General features: G+C 71.4%; 17 protein-coding genes. 6 read left to right on the forward strand and 11 right to left on the reverse strand.

All coding sequences use genetic code 11. From position 1 onward, the window contains the following. The 7 genes from IE252_RS37130 to IE252_RS37160 form a co-directional block, all read right to left on the reverse strand. On the reverse strand, positions 1–942 hold the full coding sequence (locus IE252_RS37130) for an L-tyrosine/L-tryptophan isonitrile synthase family protein (RefSeq protein WP_190093892.1): 942 nt from the start codon (positions 940–942) through the stop codon (positions 1–3). A 218-nt stretch (positions 943–1160) separates the two neighbouring features. After that, positions 1161–2453 (reverse strand): cytochrome P450 family protein, encoded by a 1293-nt coding sequence (locus IE252_RS37135; RefSeq protein WP_190093893.1) that lies wholly within the window; start codon positions 2451–2453, stop codon positions 1161–1163. A 12-nt stretch (positions 2454–2465) separates the two neighbouring features. Next, positions 2466–4316, reverse strand: coding sequence for an asparagine synthase (glutamine-hydrolyzing) (gene asnB / locus IE252_RS37140; RefSeq protein ID WP_190093894.1), 1851 nt, complete (start codon positions 4314–4316; stop codon positions 2466–2468). A 32-nt stretch (positions 4317–4348) separates the two neighbouring features. Next, positions 4349–5725: an MFS transporter gene (locus IE252_RS37145; RefSeq protein ID WP_190093895.1), complete on the reverse strand. Its 1377-nt coding sequence runs from the start codon at positions 5723–5725 to the stop codon at positions 4349–4351. After that, complete coding sequence (locus tag IE252_RS37150) at positions 5722–6525, reverse strand: ABC transporter ATP-binding protein (protein ID WP_190093896.1); 804 nt, start codon at positions 6523–6525, stop codon at positions 5722–5724. Before IE252_RS37150 ends, IE252_RS37145 begins: the two co-directional genes overlap by 4 nt. 17 nt (positions 6526–6542) lie before the next feature. Then, positions 6543–7616, reverse strand: a complete 1074-nt coding sequence (locus IE252_RS37155) for a FecCD family ABC transporter permease (protein WP_229849040.1) — start codon at positions 7614–7616, stop codon at positions 6543–6545. A 6-nt stretch (positions 7617–7622) separates the two neighbouring features. Next, on the reverse strand, positions 7623–8708 hold the full coding sequence (locus IE252_RS37160; RefSeq protein ID WP_190093897.1) for an ABC transporter substrate-binding protein: 1086 nt from the start codon (positions 8706–8708) through the stop codon (positions 7623–7625). A 173-nt stretch (positions 8709–8881) separates the two neighbouring features. Between IE252_RS37160 and IE252_RS37165 the strand changes: the two genes are divergently transcribed. Continuing rightward, complete coding sequence (locus IE252_RS37165; RefSeq protein WP_190093898.1) at positions 8882–9283, forward strand: hypothetical protein; 402 nt, start codon at positions 8882–8884, stop codon at positions 9281–9283. Here IE252_RS37165 and IE252_RS37170 read toward each other — a convergent pair. Both IE252_RS37170 and IE252_RS37175 read right to left on the reverse strand, forming a co-directional pair. Then, on the reverse strand, positions 9280–9936 hold the full coding sequence (locus IE252_RS37170; RefSeq protein ID WP_229849041.1) for a 2'-5' RNA ligase family protein: 657 nt from the start codon (positions 9934–9936) through the stop codon (positions 9280–9282). The genes IE252_RS37165 and IE252_RS37170 overlap by 4 nt on opposite strands. A 14-nt stretch (positions 9937–9950) precedes the next feature. Continuing rightward, a complete protein-coding gene (locus IE252_RS37175; protein WP_229849042.1) occupies positions 9951–11435 on the reverse strand; it encodes a helix-turn-helix domain-containing protein in 1485 nt (494 codons plus the stop codon). Positions 11436–11639: 204 nt separating this feature from the next. Here IE252_RS37175 and IE252_RS37180 point away from each other — a divergent pair, with 204 nt between their 5' ends. Genes IE252_RS37180 through IE252_RS37190 form a run of 3 tightly spaced genes read left to right on the forward strand, consistent with a single transcriptional unit; the run spans position 11640 to position 12759 of the window. Further along, the gene (locus IE252_RS37180) at positions 11640–12002 is read left to right on the forward strand and encodes a recombinase family protein (RefSeq protein ID WP_190093899.1); all 363 of its coding nucleotides are present in this window, start codon (positions 11640–11642) and stop codon (positions 12000–12002) included. After that, positions 11999–12493 carry a hypothetical protein gene (locus IE252_RS37185; RefSeq protein ID WP_190093900.1) on the forward strand — a complete coding sequence of 165 codons (495 nt, stop codon included), beginning with the start codon at positions 11999–12001 and terminating at the stop codon, positions 12491–12493. Before IE252_RS37180 ends, IE252_RS37185 begins: the two co-directional genes overlap by 4 nt. Continuing rightward, complete coding sequence (locus tag IE252_RS37190; RefSeq protein ID WP_190093901.1) at positions 12490–12759, forward strand: DUF7848 domain-containing protein; 270 nt, start codon at positions 12490–12492, stop codon at positions 12757–12759. The genes IE252_RS37185 and IE252_RS37190 overlap by 4 nt, the downstream gene beginning before the upstream one ends. A gap of 468 nt (positions 12760–13227) precedes the next feature. Here IE252_RS37190 and IE252_RS37195 read toward each other — a convergent pair whose 3' ends face one another. Next, positions 13228–14103: a glycosyltransferase family 2 protein gene (locus IE252_RS37195; RefSeq protein WP_190093902.1), complete on the reverse strand. Its 876-nt coding sequence runs from the start codon at positions 14101–14103 to the stop codon at positions 13228–13230. 93 nt (positions 14104–14196) lie between these two features. Between IE252_RS37195 and IE252_RS37200 the strand changes: the two genes are divergently transcribed. Together IE252_RS37200 and IE252_RS37205 are read left to right on the forward strand one after the other, a co-directional pair. Beyond that, positions 14197–14949, forward strand: coding sequence for an LbetaH domain-containing protein (locus tag IE252_RS37200; protein WP_190093903.1), 753 nt, complete (start codon positions 14197–14199; stop codon positions 14947–14949). Between the two features lie 94 nt (positions 14950–15043). After that, positions 15044–15559, forward strand: a complete 516-nt coding sequence (locus tag IE252_RS37205; RefSeq protein ID WP_190093904.1) for an NUDIX domain-containing protein — start codon at positions 15044–15046, stop codon at positions 15557–15559. Between the two features lie 49 nt (positions 15560–15608). On the opposite strand, the gene IE252_RS37210 is transcribed toward IE252_RS37205, so the two are convergent. After that, the coding region (locus IE252_RS37210) for a transposase (RefSeq protein ID WP_229849043.1) at positions 15609–15991 on the reverse strand (383 nt) is incomplete at its 5' end.

Consider the following 15991-nt stretch of genomic DNA (forward strand, 5'->3'; position numbering starts at 1 on the left):
CTAGGCCCGCTGCTCGAAGTGGCTCGGCCGTCCGTCCTGCTCGACGAGGTGGCCGAGTCGGGCCGCCGCCGCGCTCGGCATCAGCGTCCATGTGCCGTCGGCCCGCCGCAGCGCCGCCGAGTGCCACGGCGTGGTCCAGGCGTCGGGCGCGTCCAGGAGGCGGATGCCGAACTTGGCGGCGCCGACCGGTTGGGGGTGGATGGACAAACGCACCGCGCTCGCGTGGTGCTCGGCGATCAGGTCGCCCCAGGCGCGGCTGCGCTGGATGACGCCGTACGCCCGCAGGCGGCACTCGCGTTGCAGCGCCGAGCGGGTACCGGTGAAACCCGCCGTGTCCTCGACCAGGAAGCGTGTGATGCCCCGGTACAGCGCGAGGGTCTGCTCGTCGGTGCGGACCTCGGCGCGCAGGGTCTCCACGCTCGGGGCGTAACGGTCGTGGACGTGGGTGCGTTTGGCGGTGTGCGACAAATCGCCGAGTACATCGCGCAGGTCGAAGACGGAGAGCCGGTCCAGCTCCGACGCGGCGATGAGTGCCCGCAACTCGTCGGAGTACGCGTCGATGTGGTCGTCGGGGACGTGCACGAGGTCCCCGAAGACATGGCCGTCGGAGCAGATGACGATCCGGGCGCCCGGTGGGTATATCCGGCCGATGTCTCTGCACAGGGAGTCCAGGAACCGGAGCGAGAGGCGTTCGCCCTGGTCGGGGAGGTGGCCGAGGACCTTCGCCGGGTTGGGGGACTTGCAGGGGAAGCCGGGGAGAGTGAAGACGACGGGGGCTCCGGCCCGTACGGAGGCCGCTATCTGGCGCAGTTGGTGCGGGAACGACTCCGCGTTCACCGCGGGTTCATGGTGGTCGGTCGTGCGGTGGTGGGGCAGCAGCAGGTTCAGGATCGAGGCGCTCAGGCTCGTGGAGACGGGGTCCGGTGCGGTCGTCAGCGGCATGGGTTGCTCCAGGAGTGCAGGAGTGGGTGTCGGGGCATGGCGGTATGGCGCCTCGGCGGATGCCGGGCGCCGTAGTCAGAGGGCTAAGCGGACTTGTGGAAGTACGGTGCGGTCCCGCGCCCCTTCAGGGGCGCGGGGCTGTGACATTTGCGGCTCCGCCGCGTGGGCGCGACCAGCCAGCGACGGCCCGCAGACGAATCACGGCACTTCCGACGGCGTCAGACGCGACGGTCATAGGCGACAGGCAGCCGCGCAGTGCCGCGCCCAAGGACCGCCTGGATCCACTCCAAATCCTCGTCCGCGACGGCAAGCCGCAACCCGGGCAGCCGGGCCAGCACAGTGCCAAGGGCGACCTGGAGCTCCGCCCGGGCCAGCGCCGCGCCCGGGCAGAAGTGGATGCCGTGGCCGAAGGCCAGGTGGGGGTTGGGGGAGCGGTCCAGGACGAGCGCGTCCGGGTCCTCGAAGCGGCGCGGGTCGCGGTTGGCCGCGCACAGGGAGACGATCACCGAGTCCCCGGCGGGTACGGCCGTACCGTGCAGATCGTCGTCCTCGGCGAGAAAGCGCCAGGTGGTGAGCTCGAAGGCGCTGTCGTACCGCAGGAGTTCCTCGACCGCGCGCGGCAGCAGCGCCGGGTCGTCGCGCAGCCGGACCAGCTGGTCCGGGTGGCGCAGCAGGGCGATCAGCGCCGTGGTGATCTGGTTGGTGACCGGCTCCTGGCCCGCGACCAGGAGCTGGAAGATCATGGAGTCCAGCTCCTCCTGGGTGAGTTCGCCCTCGTCACGGGCGACCACCAGACGGCTGAGCAGGTCCTCGCCCGCGTCCTCGCGCTTGTGGGCGACGACCTCGGCTATGTAGCTCTGCAGGCCGTGTAGCCGCGCCTCGTACCTCGGCCGCCCCGGATCGGTGGGGCCCACCGGCTGGACCACCTTGCCCCAGTCGCGGTCGAAGCGGGCCGCCAGCGGCGCCGGGAGGCCGATGGTCTCGGCGAGCACCTGGAAGGGGAAGTGCGCGGCGAAGCCCGCGACCAGGTCGGCCGGGCCCGCCTCGGGCAGCGCGTCCACGAGCGCGTCGGCCAGCTCCTGGAAGCGCGGCCGCAGCGCGTCGACGCGGCGCGGGGTGAACGCGTCGGTTACGTACCGCCGCATCCGGGTGTGGCGCGGCGGGTCCTGGTGCAGCAGGTGGACCTGGAGCTGGGAGTGCTGCGGCTCGGGCATGATCGAGGCGCGGGCCCGCCAGCGGTCGTTGCCCCGGTCGTGGTTCTTGCCCAGGCGCTCGTCGTTGAGGGTGGCGTGGGCGGCCTCGTACCCGGTGACGAGCCAGGCGTTCACCCCGCTGGGGAACAGCACGCGGTGGATCGGCCCGTCCTCGCGCATCTGCTCGTACAACGGGTACGGGTCGGTCTTGTACGGGCAGCCCATGAGCGGGACGGGCTCGGGAAGGGGGCCGGGGGCGCCCTCGGTGACAGCCACGGTGACAGGCTCGGCAACCGGCAGCGGTTCCTGGATGGTCATGAAGGGCGCTCCTCAGAGGGCGAGTTCGGGCTGGTGGTGCTCCAGCCACAGGGCGAGGTCGACGACACGTTCGAGGCGGAGCCGGTGGCCCCACTGCAACTGCTCGGGCGGGGTGTCCAGGCACGGCTTGATCTGCGTCTCGTCGGCGAGGTCGCGGACCCGGCCGCCGTACGCGTCCAGCGCGTCGCGGGCCATGTTCTGCAGGCCGCGGTTGTAGTCGGGGTGGTGGGTGGCGGGGTAGTGGTTCTTGGGCCGCCACAGCACCGACTCCGGGGCCAGGCCCGCGCCCGCCGCGCGCAGCAGGCTCTTCTCGCGGCCGTCGAAGCTCTTGAGCGCCCACGGGGTGGCGAAGGCGTACTCGACGAGGCGGTGGTCGCAGTAGGGGACGCGGACCTCCAGGCCCTGCGCCATGCTGAGCCGGTCCTTGCGGTGCAGGAGCTGGCGCAGCCAGCGGGTCAGCGACAGGTGCTGCATCTCGCGCTGGCGGTGCTCCTCGGGGCTCTCGCCGTCGGCGTGCGGCACGGCGGCCAGCGCACTGCGGTACGTGTCGTCGCGGAACTCCCCGATGCGCAGGCCCAGATCCGGGTTGAGCGGCATCGCCGCCTCGTCGCCGGTGACGAGCAGCCAGGGGAAGGTGGTCGCGGCGAGCGCCTTGGGGTTGTGGAACCAGGGGTAGCCGCCGAACACCTCGTCGGCCGCCTCGCCGGACAGGGCGACGGTGGAGTGCCGGCGGATCTCCCCGAAGAGGAGGTACAGCGAGGTGTCCATGTCGCCGACGCCGATCGGCGAGTCCCGGGCCACCACGACCGCCCTGCGGTGCTCGGGGTCGAGCAGCGCGCGCGGGTCGAGGACGACCGTGCTGTGGTCGGTGCCGATGTGGGCGCCCGCCTCGATGGCGTACGGGGTGTCGTGGCCGGTGCGCAGCACGTCGCCGGTGAACTGCTCGGCCTGGTCGCTGTAGTCGACGGCGTACGAGCGGATCCGGGCGTCCGCACCCTCGCGCAGCCGCAGTTCGTCGGCGAGCAGCGCGGTCAGGACGGTGGAGTCGATGCCGCCGGACAGCAGGCTGCACAGCGGGACGTCGGCCTCCAGCTGGGCGCGTGCGGCCTGGCTCACCAGGTGGTGGACGCGGTCGACGGCGGTGTCCCGGTCGTCGCCGTGCGTCCCCGCCGCCAGCTGCCAGTAGCGGGGCTCGCGGATGCCGCCCCGGTCGAGGACGAGCAGGGAGCCGGGCTCCACCTCCCGTACGCCCGACCACACCGTGGGGCCGGTGTTGAAGAGCAGGCTGTACGCCTCGCGCAGGCCGTCGGCGTCCACCCGGGGGTGGATCTCGGGGTGGGAGAAGAGCGCCTTGGGTTCGGAGGCGAAGGCCAGGCCGCCGTCGACGGCCGCCCAGTACAGCGGCTTGACGCCGAGCCGGTCGCGGACGAGCAGCAGGCGCTGCCGGCGGGCGTCCCAGACGGCGAAGGCGAACATGCCGTCGAGGTGCTCGGCGACCGACTCGCCCCACTGGGCGTAGGCGCGCAGCACCACCTCGGTGTCGCTGCGGGTGTGGAAGGTGTGCCCCAACTGCCGTAGTTCGGCGCGCAGTTGGTGGTGGTTGTAGACCTCGCCGCTGTAGGACAGGACGGCGGTGGGCGCGTCGGGCCGGTCGGGCATCGGCTGGACGCCGCCCGCCAGGTCGATGACGGCCAGGCGACGGTGGCCGATCGCGGCGTGCCCGTCGAGCCAGACACCGCCCGCGTCGGGGCCGCGCGGGGTGAGGGCGGCGGTCATGGCCTCGATGATCCGGGCCCGGTCGCGGGTGTCGCGGCCGTCGGGGGCGTCATGGTGGAACGACACCCAGCCGGTGATTCCGCACATGGGGCAACTCCTGGGTCAGGGTCGGGTCAGGTTCAGGAACGGGCGGCGGGCACCGGGTCGGTGGCCGGCGCCTTCAGCGGGATACGGACGGGGACGGCGAGCAGCGGCACGGCCAGGCAGGCGGCGACGGCCGCGAGCGCGAGCCCGGCCCGTACGCCGTCGCCGTCCCCGGCGAGCCCCCACGCGGCGGTCGCCAGGGCCGGGCCGAGGGTGAAGCCGAGGCTGCGGGCGAGCTGCACGGCCGAGCCGACGGTGGCGGCCCGCTCGGGCAGGGCCGCGCCCATGACCAGCGCCTGCGTGGGCCCGCCGTTGAGGCCCATGCCGAGGCCCGCGAGCGCCAGGCGCCAGGCGACGTCCGGCGCCGACCAGTTGTCGCCCAGTGGGACGAGCAGCAGTAGACCGACGGCGGTCAGTACGGCTCCGGCGGTGGCGATCTGCCGGGCGCCGTACTTGTCGGCCAGGCGCCCGCCGAGCGGTCCGGCGAGCCCCATGCCGAGCGGGAACGCGAGCACGGTCAGCCCGGTGGAGGTGGCGCTGAAGCCGTCGTCGCGCTGGAGGTGCAGGGCGACGACGTAGTGCATGGCGGCGAATCCGGCCGCGAGCGCCAGGACCGCGCCGTGCGCCCGGTAGAGCCCCGAGGCCCGCAGCGCGCCGGTCACCGGCCGCCCGCCGGGCCCGCGCAGCCACCACCACAGCGGCGGTACGGCGGCGAGCGCGCCCGCCAGCCACCACGAGCCGTGCGAGGAGGCCAGGGTCAGCGTCAGCAGCAGCACGGTGACGCCGGTGCCGACGAGCAGCGCGTCGGCCGCCGAGCGCCGGTCGGGCCGGTGGAGGCGCCCGTCCTTCGGCATCGCCTTGTACGCGACGGCCAGCGCCAGTACGCAGACGGGGAGCTTGACGAGGAACACCGCGCGCCAGCCGAGGTGGTCCAGGAGCAGCCCGCCGAGCGCGGGCCCGGTCACCGCGCCGAGCGGGCCGAGGGTGGCGGGCACGCTCATCGCCCGCCCGCGCAGCTCGGGCCGTACCGACCGCATCGCGAGCACGGGCATCAGCACGAACAGCACCGCCCCGAACGCCCCCTGTCCGACCCGCGCGGCGATCAGCCACGCCGCCCACGGCGAGAGCGCGGCGAGCGCGCTGCACACCGCGAACCCGGAGGTCGCGGTCAGCAGGGCGGGCCGCGCGCCCACCGAGTCCAGCCACCGCCCGACGGGCAACAGCAGGGCGACGACGGGCAGTTGGTAGCCCAGGACCGCCCACTGGGCGGTCGCGGCCGACACGTCGAAGCCGCTGGATATGTCCGCCAGGGCCACGTTCACGATGTTCATGTCGAGCATCGCGACGAAGGAGAGCAGCCCGGCGACGGCGACGAGGGACCAGCGGTCCTGCACGTCAGGTGTCTCGCTCATACCGTCACCTCCGCTTCCTTCACCGCGTCCGCCACAGCCCGGTGGTCGAAGGCGATCAGCGGGTCACCGGTCAGCGGATGGTCGACGATCGCCGCCCGCACCCCGAACACCTCGGCCATCAGCGCGGGCGTGAGCACCTCGCGCGGCGCCCCGGAGGCGACGACCCGCCCCGCGTGCAGGACGTGCAGCCGGTCGCAGACGGAGGCGGCGGCGTTGAGGTCGTGGAGCGAGACGAGGGTGGTACGCCCCTGGGCCCGCAGCAGCGCGAGGAGCTCCACCTGGTGGCGTACGTCGAGGTGGTTGGTCGGCTCGTCGAGCACCAGCACGTCCGGCTGTTGGGCGAAGGCCCGGGCGAGCAGCACGCGCTGGCGCTCGCCGCCGGACAGCTCGGTGAAGCGGCGCCCCGCGTGCCCGTCCATGCCGACGTCGGCCAGCGCCCGCGCCACGATGTCCGCGTCGGTGGCGTCCTCGCCGGCGAAGGCCCGCTTGTACGGGGTGCGGCCCATCGCGACGACCTCGCGCACGCTCAGCTCGAAGTCGCCGCCGCGCTCCTGCGGCAGGGCCGCGATGTGCCGGGCCGCCTGCACGGGGCTCAGCTCTCGCAGATCGGTGCCGGACAGGAGCACCCGCCCGGCGCTCGGCTTCAGATGCCGGTAGACGGTCCGCAGCAGGGTGGACTTGCCGCTGCCGTTCGGCCCGACGAGCCCGGTGATCTCGCCTTCGGCGGCGAGCAGATGCGCGCCGGAGACGACGGTACGACCGCCGTAGGCGACGTGCAGATCCTCGACGTCGATCCTCATTTGAGGGTCCCCCGTACTCAACTCTCGCTCCCCAGCCGCCGGTCCAGCAGATACAGCAGCGCCGGAGCGCCGATCAGTGAGGTGACGACGCCGACGGGCAGCTCCTGCGCGTCCATGGCCGTACGGCACACGGTGTCCACGACCACGAGCAGCAGCGCGCCCATGAGCGCCGAGATCGGCAGCAGCCGCCGGTGGTCACCGCCGATGAGCAGACGGCACACGTGCGGCACCATCAGCCCCACGAAGGCGATGGCCCCCGAGACGGCCACCAGGACGCCGGTCAGCACGCTGGTGACGAGGAAGAGCTCGCGCCGCAGCCGTACGACGTCGATGCCGAGCCCGGCCGCCGTCTCGTCGCCCATCAGCAGCGCGTTCAGCCCCCGGGCGCGGGCCTGGAGGACCAGCAGCGCGAGCGGAACGGCGATGGCGGGCACGGCGAGCAGCGTCCAGGTGGCCCCGCTCAGACTGCCCATCAGCCAGAACAGCACGCTGTGGGTCTGCTGTTCGTCCCCGGCCTGGAGGACGAGGTAGCTGGTGAAGCCGGACAGGAACTGCCCGATCGCGACCCCGGCCAGCACGAGCCGCAGCGGCGCGAACCCGCCGCCGCGCCGGGCCACGGCCCACACCAGCGCGAAGGTGGCGAGCGCGCCCGCGAAGGCGGCGCCCGAAAGCCCCAGCCCGAGGGCCCCACCCGCCCCCGCTCCCAGCACGATGGCGGCGACCGCGCCGAGGGAGGCGCCGTTGGAGATGCCCAGGAGGTACGGGTCGGCGAGCGGATTGCGTACCAGCGCCTGGACCGCCGTACCGACGACACCGAGCCCGGCACCCACGAGCGCGGCGAGCAGCGCGCGCGGCACCCGCAGCTGCCACACGATCAGATCGTCGGTGCCGGGCCGGGGCGCGTCCCCCGACAGCCTGCGCCACACCACGCCCCACACCTCGCCGGGCGGGATGGAGGTGGAGCCCCAGGAGACGGCGGCGGTGAGGGCGGCGAGCAGGGCGAGGGAGAGGACGACGGCGAGGGTACGGGCGCTGATGCCCTTGCGGGAGTCCGCGGAGGCGTTCTTACGAGCAGGCAGTACGGCCACCATGACGGCTCAGCCGACCTTGCCGGGGTACAGCGCCTTGGCGATGTCGTGGACGGTGTCGGCGTTGGAGACGCCCGCGATGGTGGTCCGCTCGGAGCCGATCCGTACGAAGTGGCCTTCCGCGACGGCCTTCAGTCCCTTCGTAGCGGCATTGCTCTTCAGCCACTTCTCCGCCTCGTCGAATGCCGCCTTGTTGGCGGCCTCGCCGCCCCGGTCGCGTACACCGAGCTGGATCCAGTCCGGGTTCTTGGCGATGACGTCTTCCCAGCCGACCTGCTTGAAGTCGCCGTCGCAGTCGCCGAAGGCGTTGCGGGCGCCCGCGAGGGTGATCACGGCGTGGGCGACCTGCCGGTTGCAGACGACGGAGGGCTGCTTGGTGCCGGCGTCGTAGTCGAAGAAGAAGTAGCTGGGCCGAGAGGCCTCGGGGGTCGACTGGACGGCGGCCTGGACGCCGTCCACGGTCTTCTTCATCCCGGAGACGAGCTCCTTGGCCTTGGCCGAGGTGCCGGTGACGGCGCCGAGGGAGGTGATGTCGTCCTGGACGGCGGAGAGGTCGGTGACGGGACTCTTCCGATTGGCGGCGCAGGCGGTGGACTTCAGATAGATGTGCTTGATCCCGGCGGCCTTGTACTCGGCGTCGGTGGGAGTGTCGCCCATGCCACCGCCGCCCATGCCACCCATGGAGGCGAAGGTGTCGATGTACAGATCGGCACCGGACCCCAGCAGCTTCTCCTTCGGAATGACCATCTTGCCGAGCACCTTGACCTGCTGCGCCTGAGCGTCGAGCTCGGCGGGCAGGGTGCCCTTGCCGGGCGGGAAGCCGGTACCGATGACCTTGTCCCCGGCACCGAGCCGCAGCAGCAGCTCCAGTGCGGCCGCGTTGCTGGTGACGATCTTCTTCGGCGCGGCGGCGAAGCTGGTCTTGGCGCCCATGCAGTCGGTGACGTCGACGGGGAAACCGCCCCCGGACACGGAGGCCCCGGCGGCGGCCGCCTTGTCCTTGTCGGCGCCCTTGTCCTTGTCACCGTCACCACAGCCCGCCGCGAGGAGGCCGAGCACCACGGCCGTCGTAGGCCACCACACGCGAGAACGCATCGAAACTCTCCAGGTCCATTCGGTACGGGGCGGCCACTGCCGCGCCCGTTCCCAGTAGTCGATGCGGGGGGCGGTTGAGTTCCGGGGGTTTGCGATCTTTGAGCGGAGGGGTGGGTTCCTGTCCGCTTCGGCTTGGCGGTTCGACATGCGGGGGCGGCGGTACGCTGCGGCGCATGGCCGACGCCTTCGTCACCGGCGGCGAGCATCCGTCGTGCGGCATCTGCCCTTCGCGGCGGTTCGCGCTGGGCGAGTTCGACGTGTACGAGCGGCCGTGCGCGGATGCCCCGTTCGATCCTGTTGACGGCCACCGGTACACGGCGGCGGGCGTCCCTGTGTGCGTGCACCCGCACAAGGTGGGGCTGCCGCCGGGCCGCTACAAGACCGACGGCACCCCGTTCACGGTGGAGTTGGAGCTGCCGGACAACCCGGCCGGCCTCGACGCGTACCTGTACGAGGTGATGCACAGCGCAGCGCCCGGCGTGCTGGAACTGCTCATCGAGCAGGCCGCCGAGGAGATTCCTCGGGTGTTCCCGCAGGTGGACGTGCTCCAGGCGCTGCGCCGTGCGCTCAACTAACTGGCGGGAGAGGGCGCTTTCGTCATGCCAGCATCACCCAGCGGCACCTTGGCGAAGGGCGTCCACTCGTACATGCGGTCGTCTCGGTTGATGAGGATCAGCTCGGCATGGCTGATGTGGGCACGTGCGGGTTCGATGTCCAGCGTCGCCAGCGCTTTGGCGTACGGTTCCGCCGGTCCGGTCCCGTGGCTGTACCCGAGCGAGACATGTGGGGTGAACCCGTCGGCCCGCTCGGGGACCTCCGGCAGAACGTCACCGACTGCTGCGCGGATTGCGTCCCGCACAGCACGCACTGGCGCATCTGGCCGTACAGGGACGAGGATCGCCTCCGGGTCGACGATCGGAGCGGTCAAGGTGACGTCGAACGCCGGCACTTCGGCGAGGCGCCTGCGGGCTGCCTGCTCGACGGCGGTTGCGTCGCTCTCGGGGAACTCGCCCACGAAGCCGAGGCCCTGCATGGTCAGGTGCAGCCACTCGTCAGGGATGAGGTCGAGGCCGCCGAGGGGCGCGAGCGCAGCCCGGTATTCGGCCGCGAAGCGGTGGACGTCCGGCTGCCCCTCGAACGTCAGGTGCCATGTGTAGAAGCGACGGCCGACGCTCCAGCCCGGCCGCCACCACCAGTGATCACGCATGTGCTCGGGTTCTGTCGTCATGCCCCGGGATCCAATCAGTTAGGTCCGTCTCCTGACGAGAGCGCGAGGTGTCGCGGGGCGGAGTCCGCGCACCACTCAACGATCGCGCGGCGTGCCACGATTGTTGCGCGCGCGTCTGCGGCGGGCCCGTGGCCCATGGCGGTGGCGAGGTCGCTCATGCGCTGGGTGACGGGGCCCATGCGTCGTTCCGCGGGCATGGCCAGTACGGGCAGTAGCGCTTCCATGACGCCGTCTGGCTCGCCGCAGGCTAGGAGGGCCGCGGCCTGGCTGATTCGGATCTGCGCCTCTGTGCCGTACGCGCGGACCCGTTGGGTCGCGAGCAGGTCGAGGGCGGTCTGCGCCTCGCGCAACGCCGCGTGCGGCTGGCCGATGAGCAGGTGGACGCCAGCCGCGTAGTTCTCCTGGCGGGCCTGCGGGCAGGAGAAGAGACCGCCGATCTCGTCCGTTCCCTGCATGGCCTCACGCGCATGCTCAGCCCTGACGAGGGCGCCCAAGGCCTCGCTCCGCGCACCGAGCATGGACCATGCGTCGGCTTCCTGGCAGGCGAGCAGCGCTCCCACTGTTCCGTCCGTCGCGACGAGCGCGCCTCGTCGGGCGTGGTTCACCGCGTCCCGCAGACGTCCGTCCCAGATGGCGACCTTGGAGCGAGTCGAGCAGATCCAGGCGCGCAGCACGTTGTGACCAGCTGTCTCGGCGCACAGCCATGCGGTACGCCCGTGCGTGTCGGCGGCGCGGAGGTTGCCGAGGTCGGAGGACATCCAGGCGAGCAGTCCGCATAGGTAGCCCGCCGAGACGTACAGGTCGACAGCCTGACGGGGCGGCTGGTGCCCTTCGAGAAGGCGGAACACCCTGTCGCGGAGGTCGCAGGTGCGGCGGAACATCAGCAGGGGATCTTCAGTGAGGTAGTCCCGGGCAAGGGTCTGCACATCAGCGAAGAGCTGTTCGAGGGCAATATCGCCGACGTTGGTGGACTCGGCCCACTGTGCCCAGCTCGCCGATTCTGCGGCGGCCGCGAGTACACGGTCAGGCTCCGGCTCGGCCGGGGCAGGCGGGTGTGGTGTCGTCTGTGGCTGCTCTGGGGCATGGTGCTGAAGGATCCGCAGGTCGCTGTTCGGTAGGGCCCGGCGGTCGTCGATGTCGAGGAGGTCCTCGACATCACAGCCGTAGATGCCAGCGAGGGCTACGAGGACTTGAAGGCTCGGGCGTCGCGCGCTCGCGCCGGGCCACTTCTCCCACTTGGCCACAAGGGAGGCGTCCGCCGCAATGGTCTGCCCGGGTGCGCAGGACAGTCGCTCTGCGGTCTCCTGCAAGGTCCACCCGAGGGCGTGCCGCCATGCTTCTCGGGGACGCAGATGGAAGCGGACGCGCATCTCCGTGGCGATCTGCGCGGCGGTGCATCTGACGGCGGTCATCTCGTGGCGGAGAGCGTCACGGTCCGCTTTCGCTCCTGGCTTTGGTGGTGGTGACATCACGCTCCCTGACGACACGTTCTTACTCACGGTAGTCAAGATGTCGTCCGTGAGTGTCCGTTCCTCCGATTCCGCGGGGCACGCTGCGTCCAATTCCACGACCAAGAAACGGCGTTGCTCCAGGTCAGCAAGCTGTGGACCCGACAGAAAAGTTGGACATCCCCGCCCGTGACGGCAGGCCCGGCAGAGCGCGAATGTTGAGGCACCCACGAACCTCACGACAGGGGCCCACCTGTGTTCGCTATCCCCATCGGTACGGGCAGGAGCGACAGCCGTGTCAGCGTCGCGCTGTACGCCTGCATCTCAGACGGCCGCACGCCCGAGGCCGTGCTCGCTGCGCTGCGCGAGTACGCCACGGCACAGCAGTGGACGGTGACGGCCGCGCTGTACGACATTGGCCCGCTGGACCGCGCGAAGGACGAGCGGCCGGGCCTGGTGCGCGTACTGCGGCTCATGGAGGACGGGCGGGTCAGCGGAGTGGTGACGCCCTCGCCGGACCACCTCGCCGTCGCGCTCCCGCTCCGCAGCCGCGCGTCCGCCGCGTTCATCCGCTACCTCCATGCCGTCGAGGGCGCCGCCGAGGTGGTGTCACCGTGATCGACCAGGCCAGAGCCGCCATCACCAACTGGCTCGCCTCAGCCCACGCCACACCGGCTCAGGCCCGGCGGGAGTTCAACGTGGGCATCGCGCTCCTACGCACCGGCGACGTGTTCGACGCCATCCGTCTGCCCGCCTCCGTCGTCCACTCGGCTGCAGGCAGCTCAGCCCCCGAGGCCGTCGTCGCGTTCCTCGCCAAGGGGCTGAGGGTGGGAGCGGTCATCCACGACGCGTACGGCGTCGGCGTCTGGTACTACGCCCTCGTTCCGCCTGGGACGTACGACCACTGGCGGGTGCCCGGGGTGGAGTGCCTCGCGCCGGGGACGTGGCTGGGGGTGCCGCGGCTCGATCTCCTGTCACGGCCCGGCCCGTACTGGGCTCTCCCGCCGCACGCCGTGGGCAGCGTCTGCGACGCCCACGCTGTGGCCGCCCTCGTGCTGCGTGGGCGAGACCGACTGGACGTCGTCCCGGGCCCGGAGCGAACGCTGTGAGCCGCCGCGCGGTGATCCGCTACGCGACGTGGGCGCTGAGGCCGGACCGGACGCCTGGCGCCCTGACCCTGGTGTACATGATGGAGTGCATGACCCGCCTCGACACGTCCGAGACCTCCAACGCCCCGCAGGACCCCGAGGATTGGGCGATCCGGCACACCGCCCGGCAGCACGACCACGAGAAATTCCGGGCGCTGGTGTCGTCGTTCGTCAGGGTCACGCCGGCCCCGGGCAACCCGCTGTACGAGAAGCCCGCATCCCGGTGACCGCCCGCCCCCGGATGGTTGGGCGCCCCGGGGGCGGGTGCCGATCCCGGTCGCTGCCGGTCGCTGGCGCGGCTAGGCCGGGGCCGACATCGCGTACACGCTGACTGGCACACGACTGATGCAATGGACATACATCCCTCTTGGCGACCCTCCTGCCCTTGCCCCCCAGGCAGGCGGGAGTGGTCGGCGGTGCCCCCACCCTCGGGTGGGGGCACCGCCATGTTCCCATCGGCTCGGATGCCCCCGTCTGCACTCATCCGCACGTCTGGCTGGGCAACCTCCACAGCCCCTGTTCCCATGGGAACAGGGGCGGGAATCCAGCGGCATTGAGGCACATCGAGCGGCATCGACCTACACCGTTCTGTCCAAGTTCGAGACATCACCGCAGGTCAAAGGGTGGTCAATTATCTGGTTACGGTTACGCAAGACGCCGGAGGCGATCCCGGAATGGCTGGACGAACGGGTCGCCTAGATGACCGGCGGACGGCCGATCCGGGTCATCCGCCACACCGTCGACCACCGCATGGGCCGGCGCTTGCCGCACGGCTGACGCACCCCTTCGGCAAACCCGCCGGCCCAGGCCCGCAGGCCCCCGAACGATCGTGTACGGGCCAGGGTGAGGACGGTCCAGGTGCCGAGGTAGACCGGGACGAGGGGAGCGGGCAGATGACGCTTGGCCAGCCAGACCCGGTTGCGGGCGGTCATCCGGTAGTAGACGGCGTGCCGGGCCGGGCTGGTCCTGGGGTGCTGGAGCAGCAGGGCGGGCTCGTAGAGGACCATCCATCCGTCGTCCAGGGCCCGCCAGGCCAGGTCGGTCTCCTCGTGGGTGAAGAAGAACTCCTCCGGCCAGCCTCCGATCCGCTCCAGCATCGCCATGGACAGCGCGTGGCCGCCGCCGAGGAACGTGGTCACCTCGCCCCGGCGCATCGGATCGGACGACCGCAGCCGAGGCACGTGCCGCCGCTGCGTCTCCCCGCTCTCGTCCGCGATCCGGAACGACACGATGCCCAGGTGCGGGTCCTGCTCGTACAGGTCGGCGATCCGCCGGAAGACGTCCGCGTCCACGAGCAGCCCGTCGTCGTCCAAGTCCACCAGGACGTCGACGTCTCCGTACGCGCGGAGCCGGTCCATGGCCATGTTGCGGCCGCCGGACACACCCAGGTTCTCGTCCAGCTCGACGGCCGTGACCCAGTCGGGCAGCTCGGGCAGGGGCGAGCCGTTGCCGACGACCACGACGCGCGCCGCCGACTCGTCCTGCTTGGCCACCGAGTCCAGCAGGGCGGCCAGTTCGGCGGGCCGGTTGCCCATGGTCAGTACGGCCACACCCACACGCGGTCGCGTCACGACGCCCCACTCCCGTCCACGGCGGTACCCCTCGAAGCCCGTGATGCTAGCGGCTGCGCCGAGGTCGTCGTTCACCCGGAAGGAACCCCAGCCATGCCCTCCGTCCACCTGGCCGACTACGCCCGAGGAAGCAGCAAGGGGGCCTTGGCCGCCACTCCATACGGGGACCTCGCCGCGTACGACCTGGCCGACTTCCTCGCCCAGTGGTCCGACTTGCACGCGGCAGCCCTGGCCCACCTCGGCGATCAGCGCATCCACCCCACCGCCTACATCCACCCCACCTCGATCATCGGCGACGACGTGATCGTCGGCCCCCATGTCCAAGTCCACGAGTTCACCACGGTGCGCAAGGGCGCCGTCCTCGCGGAAGGCGCTCTGATCGGCTTCAACTGCGAGGTCACCCGGGCCTTCGTGGGAGAAGGCTCAGTCCTGGGCCACCGCATCGGCATCAACCACACGATCATCGGCGCAGGCGCCCACCTGTCGGCCTCTGTCACCGTCGCCGCGATCAACATGTGCGAGAACATGCGTCGCCCCGACCGCGAAGTCGTCATGCGAGCCGACTGGGGCCTCTACCGGTGCCGCACCACCCGGTTCGGAGCGTTGATCGGCGACGGCACCCAGACCGGCAACACCATCTCCCTCGGACCCGGCGTCGCCGTCGGCCGCAACTGCCGTATCGACAGCGGCGTCACCCTCGCCGCCCGCGTCGTCCCCGAGTGCAGCGTGGTCAGTTCGCCGCACACCGCCGATACCCAGGTGCGACGGCAACGGTTGAGGGGCGAACGCCAGGACTCGGGATCGTGCCAAGGAATCGATCCCACCAGCTGGGCTCTGTGGCCTTGATTTCGGGATTTCTGGCGCGCTTCGCCGACGTACGACGGGCCAGAATGCTGTTGCTCGCCGACATCATCCCGCCCCCCAGGGAAGGCACCGCACCATGAGGCCCACCCCCGCCGACCCCGACGCCTGGAACGCCTACCTCGCCGAAGGCAACGCCACCCAGGCCCGCAAACGCGTCGCCGCCGACGTCGTTCTGCGCGACCCCGACGGCAACGTCCTCCTGGTCAAGCCCACCTACAAACCCGGTTGGGACCTCCCCGGCGGCATGGCCGAGGACAACGAAGCCCCCGACGACGCGGCCCGCCGCGAACTCAAGGAGGAACTCGGCCTCGACCTTCCCCTCCACGGGCTGCTCGTCGTGGACTGGGTACCGCCCCACGGCCCCTGGGACGACCAGATCGCGTTCGTCTTCGACGGCGGAACCCTCGACCACGACCAGGCCGCCGCCGTGAGCCCCCAGGACGAGGAACTGTCCGAGCTGGCCTTCGTAGACCCATGCCGGGCTGGCGCTTGGCTGCGGGACAGGCTGAGCCGCAGGTTCGATGCCGCCCTTGCCGCCATCTCCACAGGGCGACCGCGGTTCCTGCGGGACGGCCAGCCAACCATGCCCTGAGTTCCGCAGGACCACCACCAACAGCCCGCCCGCACCCCCTGGCCCCCTGTTACTGAGGTTGGCGGCGTGATGTCGTGAGGGTGAGGCCGGTTCCGGTGAGGCAGCCGTCGAGGAGGTCGGGGTGGTACTGGATCTCGCGGAGTCTTGTGCGCAGGACGCGGATCAGGTGGTCGGGGTCGGCGAAGGCGGTGTTGCACTGCCCCGAGCGGCGGATCAGGGACCAGATGCCCTCGACAGGGTTCAAGTCGGGCGCGTATGGCGGAAGTTGGAAGGAGGTGATCCAGTCGCGATCGTCGATGAAGGTCCGCAGACGGGCGTCGAGGTGCACGGTGAAGTCGATCCGGGGCGCGGTGCCGGTCTTGTCGACCGGCCCGTTTCCCCAGACCGCTTCCCGCACCCGGCGTGCCCGTTTCCGAGCACCGGGCGCTCCAC

This window comes from Streptomyces melanogenes, assembly GCF_014649795.1.
Taxonomy (GTDB): Bacteria; Actinomycetota; Actinomycetes; order Streptomycetales; family Streptomycetaceae; genus Streptomyces; species Streptomyces noboritoensis.

Excerpts from the sequence above, each read along its gene's own strand:
- IE252_RS37160 (WP_190093897.1), bottom strand. The coding sequence starts at position 8,708 with ATGCGTTCTCGCGTGTGGTGGCCTACGACGGCCGTGGTGCTCGGCCTC.
- IE252_RS37200 (WP_190093903.1), top strand. The coding sequence starts at position 14,197 with ATGCCCTCCGTCCACCTGGCCGACTACGCCCGAGGAAGCAGCAAGGGG.
- IE252_RS37170 (WP_229849041.1), bottom strand. The coding sequence starts at position 9,936 with ATGACGACAGAACCCGAGCACATGCGTGATCACTGGTGGTGGCGGCCG.
- IE252_RS37155 (WP_229849040.1), bottom strand. The coding sequence starts at position 7,616 with ATGGTGGCCGTACTGCCTGCTCGTAAGAACGCCTCCGCGGACTCCCGC.
- IE252_RS37165 (WP_190093898.1), top strand. The coding sequence starts at position 8,882 with ATGGCCGACGCCTTCGTCACCGGCGGCGAGCATCCGTCGTGCGGCATC.
- asnB (WP_190093894.1), bottom strand. The coding sequence starts at position 4,316 with ATGTGCGGAATCACCGGCTGGGTGTCGTTCCACCATGACGCCCCCGAC.
- IE252_RS37135 (WP_190093893.1), bottom strand. The coding sequence starts at position 2,453 with ATGACCATCCAGGAACCGCTGCCGGTTGCCGAGCCTGTCACCGTGGCT.
- IE252_RS37145 (WP_190093895.1), bottom strand. The coding sequence starts at position 5,725 with ATGAGCGAGACACCTGACGTGCAGGACCGCTGGTCCCTCGTCGCCGTC.
- IE252_RS37130 (WP_190093892.1), bottom strand. The coding sequence starts at position 942 with ATGCCGCTGACGACCGCACCGGACCCCGTCTCCACGAGCCTGAGCGCC.
- IE252_RS37205 (WP_190093904.1), top strand. The coding sequence starts at position 15,044 with ATGAGGCCCACCCCCGCCGACCCCGACGCCTGGAACGCCTACCTCGCC.
- IE252_RS37150 (WP_190093896.1), bottom strand. The coding sequence starts at position 6,525 with ATGAGGATCGACGTCGAGGATCTGCACGTCGCCTACGGCGGTCGTACC.